The organism is Anaerosporobacter sp. (assembly GCF_965301125.1).
Map to the genome: position 1 here is coordinate 1 of NZ_CBDLAM010000235.1, position 5,013 is coordinate 5,013.

7 protein-coding genes are annotated in these 5,013 nt (G+C 29.9%); all 7 read right to left on the reverse strand.

Going from position 1 to position 5,013, the window contains the following annotated elements:
* The coding region (locus ACW2QF_RS17595; protein WP_455717323.1) for an HD-GYP domain-containing protein at positions 1 to 1,003 on the reverse strand (1,003 nt) is incomplete at its 3' end.
* A 57-nt stretch (positions 1,004 to 1,060) separates the two neighbouring features.
* Positions 1,061 to 1,573, reverse strand: a complete 513-nt coding sequence (locus ACW2QF_RS17600) for a DUF4446 family protein (protein ID WP_455717324.1) — start codon at positions 1,571 to 1,573, stop codon at positions 1,061 to 1,063.
* A gap of 17 nt (positions 1,574 to 1,590) precedes the next feature.
* Entirely contained in the window at positions 1,591 to 2,526 is a 936-nt protein-coding gene (locus ACW2QF_RS17605; RefSeq protein WP_455717325.1) for a ParB/RepB/Spo0J family partition protein, read from the reverse strand.
* Positions 2,526 to 3,293, reverse strand: coding sequence for a ParA family protein (locus ACW2QF_RS17610; protein ID WP_455717326.1), 768 nt, complete (start codon positions 3,291 to 3,293; stop codon positions 2,526 to 2,528). The genes ACW2QF_RS17605 and ACW2QF_RS17610 overlap by 1 nt, the downstream gene beginning before the upstream one ends.
* A gap of 256 nt (positions 3,294 to 3,549) precedes the next feature.
* The gene (locus ACW2QF_RS17615; RefSeq protein ID WP_455717327.1) at positions 3,550 to 3,804 is read right to left on the reverse strand and encodes a response regulator transcription factor; all 255 of its coding nucleotides are present in this window, start codon (positions 3,802 to 3,804) and stop codon (positions 3,550 to 3,552) included.
* A gap of 108 nt (positions 3,805 to 3,912) precedes the next feature.
* On the reverse strand, positions 3,913 to 4,179 hold the full coding sequence (locus ACW2QF_RS17620) for a response regulator (protein ID WP_455717328.1): 267 nt from the start codon (positions 4,177 to 4,179) through the stop codon (positions 3,913 to 3,915).
* Positions 4,172 to 5,013 (reverse strand): sensor histidine kinase (locus tag ACW2QF_RS17625; RefSeq protein ID WP_455717329.1); only part of this gene is annotated, 842 nt, incomplete at its 5' end. The genes ACW2QF_RS17625 and ACW2QF_RS17620, both read right to left, overlap by 8 nt.

Consider the following 5,013-nt stretch of genomic DNA (forward strand, 5'->3'; position numbering starts at 1 on the left):
GTCGTATTACTGGACGAGTAGGACATTTTGAATTTTGTCTTAATACTACTGCCACATCCTTGTCGCTAGTTATTACTGTACAACCTGTTGGATATGCCGCAACGGATTCATTAAATAACTTAACTAATTCATAATCAAATTTAACACCACTTTGACTAAGTATATAGTCAATTACCTTATGAACTTTCATTTTTCTATCGTATAATCCATAAATCATATGATCAAATTCATCACACAATCCTACTATTTTACTACCAATTTTTATTTTGTTCCCTTTTAAACGTAATGGATATCCAGTCCCATCTATTCTTTCATGATGGCATAATATAATGTCCTTAGCTATAGGTGATAGCCATTTTTCCTTCTCAACTGAAGTATACCCATAAATCACGTGTTTTTTCATCTCTTTTACTTTGTTATCATCACTATATATTGACTCATAACTCTCATTTTCTATATCAAAATTCAAATAATTAAATCCAATATCATGTAGTAAGCTACCTACAGCTATTTCCCTAACTTTGTCTTTTGGTATTTTCATTTTTAAAGCTATTAATACCGATAGTGCACATACATTAACCGAGTGAGAATAAGCACCTTCATTTTTTTTACGAACGCCAGATATATTAAACATAACCTCTGGTTCATTTAGGATATCAAAAATAATTTCATCTGCTACTAACTTTAATCTTTCTAATTCTGAACTGTCACTGAAAAAGTACTTTTCGATTGTTTCTTTTACTGTTTCTTGACATTGCTCTTTAATTTTAATTTCCGTTAACTCGTCAACTTTAATACCTATTGCAATTTCGTCTTTAATAAATATATCCGTTATTCCTAATTCAAGTAACTTTTTAGCATACTCTTTCTTTACAACTGTTCCTTCTGACATTAGTATAGTCCCTGACTCAGAGTAAATATCCTTTGCTAAAACTTCATCTCCTTTTATTACATTAACATTAACAGACCTCATTGCAGTATTATTATTTTTTATTTTCACCATTTTGGTCACCCTAATTCTATCTGGTATTTTTTAAATACTTTAATAGAAATATACTAGTTACGCTTGTAAGTTTCTACTTTCAATCGCTTGTTTTAGAGCTAATTTTTCTTCTTCTGATAAAATAACAAAAGATTCTCCTTTAATAATCTCTTTAATATATGTGTAGCAACCTTCTCTACTACTATGCATAGAATTTAACAAGAAACCATCGTTGTCTTCAGTTAATAAAGCTAATACAAAACTTAACTTTCCACCCATTTCACTAAATGCATCATATTTGACAATACCAACTTTTTGATATACAACCTTTAAAGTATCTTCAATATTAGAGATTTGATCTTTTACTTCTTTTGCCGAAACTTGAAGATTACTTATTTCTTTAAATCTCTTTGTAATTTCATCCTCCATACTCTCCATTGTACTACCAGACATAAAACCTTTATACTTCTTCTTTAGAGAATGAACCTTACAGAGCAATACTATACACATAATAACGACTATTAATGTAACCCCTAATGAACCTAGAAGTACATATCCTATATCTAAGCCTATACTATCAAATACTTCCATAATTATCTCCTAGCCTATTACTTTTGATTTTTCTTAATTGTTTGAAACAGTTCAATAATAAGTTCAAATTCATCTTTTGAATAATATTCAATTTCAATCTTACCTTTATCTTCTGATTTTTGTTTGACTTGAACCTTACTACCTATAATTTCTTTAATTTTCTCTTCAATATCACGATAGATAAAGTCTAACTCTCTCCCCTTATTATCTTTTGTCTCTTCTTTAACTGGTTCTAATAGTTTCTTAACAAGCTTTTCAGTTTCACGAACACTGAGTTTTTCATCAAATATTTTTGTTGCTACTTGATACTGTAAGTCACCATCTTCAAGAGTAATTAATGCTCTAGCATGTCCACTGGATATCATGTCATCTATAAGCATTTGTTGTACACGTTGATCTAACTTTAACAAACGCATAGAATTTGCTATAGCAGTTCTACTCTTAGAGACTCTTTCAGCTACTTCATCTTGCTTCAACTTATATTCATTAATTAACTTTTGAAATGCTATTGCTTCTTCAATAGGATTTAAGTCTTCTCTTTGAATATTCTCTATAAGCGCTATTTCAACTATTTCTTGTGAACTGTATTCTTTTACTATAGCAGGTACTTCTTTTAATCCTGCAACCTTGGCAGCTCTCCATCTTCTTTCCCCAGCTATTATTTCATAATACTTATCCCTCTTTTGTAATATTAAAGGTTGTATAATTCCATATAACTTAATAGAATCAGCCAATTCATGAAGAGTATCTTCATTGAAATTTCTTCTAGGCTGTGATTTATTTGGTTCAATTTGATTAATGTTTATCAATGTTTCACGTGAAACATTATCTTCATTTTTCTTAGACTTTGACTCTAACGTTTCACGTGAAACATTCTTATCCTTTGGTTGAATAACCTTTTGAGGTATCATTGAATCAAGGCCTTTTCCCAGCCCTCTACTTCCTGCTGCCACTAGTATTCACCTCTCTCCATTACTTCTCTTGCTAAATCTCTATAACCATCCGCACCAGCTGACTTAGGGTCATATAAATTAATAGGTTTACCATGGCTTGGAGCTTCAGCTAAACGTACATTTCTAGGAATAATAGATTTATAAATATTTTGTTTCAAGTTCTCTTTTACATTCTCTACAACTTGTAATGATAGATTTGTTCTTGCGTCATACATAGTGAAAACGACACCTTCGATTTCCAAATTAGGATTCAACCTTTCCTTTACAAGATTAATTGTATGTATTAGTTGGGTCAACCCCTCTAATGCATAGTATTCACACTGAATTGGTACAAGAACTGTATTTGCCGTAGTCATAGCGTTCACCGTCAACGTATTTAGTGAAGGAGGACAATCAATTATTATAAAATCAAAATTGTCTTTGATTTTATCTATATAAGATTTGAGTATATACTCTTTATCATTGATACCTATTAATTCAATTTCCGCTCCTGCTAAGTTTACATTGGATGGTAGAACATATAAGTTTTCACATATACTTGGAATAATGCAGTCTTCTAATTCACAGCTTCCAATCATCAATTCATATACAGTATTCTCCAAACTGTTCTTGTCAATACCTAATCCACTAGATGTATTTCCTTGAGGATCAATATCAATAGTTAATACTTTCATTCCTTGTTCTGCTAAGCATGCAGATAAATTAATAGCGGTTGTAGTTTTTCCAACTCCACCTTTTTGATTAGCAACTGCTATTATTCTTCCCATTTTTCCACCTCCAAATTTTTATATTCGATTTATCATACTAATTATAGCATTTTTATATTTAGTAATCAACTGACATAATTGAAATGTTTCACGTGAAACACTTGAATTAATAATAAATTAATAATTATAAGAAAAAACTAACTAGCCCAAAAGTTACCTTGCGGGTAGTTAGTTTTAATTATTACAATCTATTTCTACTAATTCTAGCTACATTAACATTACTAAAAGTTTTGTACTAATTCATGTATATCAATATCTAGAATAAATCTACTAAATTATTCTTAATTGCAAATACAGCTGCCTGGGTACGATCAAATACTTCAATCTTCCTAAAAATGTTTGAAACATGATTTTTAACAGTTTTCTCACTAATTGATAATTTATATGCTATCTCCTTATTGAATAATCCTTCCGCTAAAAGTTTTAGTACTTCAATTTCTCTCTTAGTGAGATCGTTAATAGCTGGATTTTCATCTTGATTACTGAGCTTTTCATTTAATAATGGAGCCAAACTTGGTTGTATATATGTCTCACCTTCATTGATTGTAAATATAGCTTTTTTTAATACTTCCGAATCAGAGTCCTTTAGTACATATCCGTTAATACCAATCTCTACTGCTTATGCTAAGTATTCAATTTCATTATGTATCGTTAATATTAGTACTTTTACCTCAATATTATTTTCTTTTAGTTTCTGTAACATCTGTAGGCCATTCAATATAGGCATGTTAATATCAAGTAATACTACATCTGGATTTACTGTCTTTATTAATTCAATTCCCTCTTCGCCATTACCAGCTTCTCCTTTTACTTTAATATCCCCATCCAATTCAAGTAATTGTTTGATTACTTCTCTCACTAAAGAATGATAGTATATATTAACCAATAGGCACACATACACTTATTTTTGATCCTTCATTAATAACTGATGTTATTTCTAATTTGCCTGATAAAAGTCCTACTCTTTCTTTCATCATAGATAAACCAAAACCAGATAAGGGATCATTTACTCCATCTAATTCCTCTTTACTTTTCTCCAAATCAAAACCACAGCCATTATCTTGTATAACTAACTCAATGCTATTCTTATCATACTTTAAATCTATGTTAATTACAGTCGCTTGTGAATGTTTCAAAGCATTATTACAAGCTTCTTGTATAATACGAAATAAAGTTAAATCAATGATATCCGAATTTATTTGTTTTTCGTTTTGAACATTCAGTATTACTTTTATCTTAGTGCTATCAATAAATTGTTTGATATATCTCTTAACTGTAATAACCAATCCTAAATCATCTAAAGACATTGGACGTAAATCATAAATTATATTTCTCATATCATTTATGGTTGTTTTTATTGTACTTATCATTGTTTGCAACTCAAGCTTTGCCCTTATAGGATCCAAATCTACAAACTTAGTACAAAGCTCAGTTTTATGTACTAAATTAGTTAAGTTTTGAACTGTTGTATCATGCAGTTCTCTAGCTATACGTTTTCTCTCAATTTCTTGTATTTCTAGTAATTTAAGTCCATTAATGTCTTCAATTAATCCTCCATCTTTATTTTTAGAATTATGTATTACATCGTTCTTTAAATAGCTATTTAATCTAGCTAAATCTTGTTCTTTCAATAGAGTCCGATCATAATGTTTCTGTGTTTCTTCCATTCTCCTTAATTCACATCGCAGCTTTTCTTCCATCATTTTACATTCGTTATTAT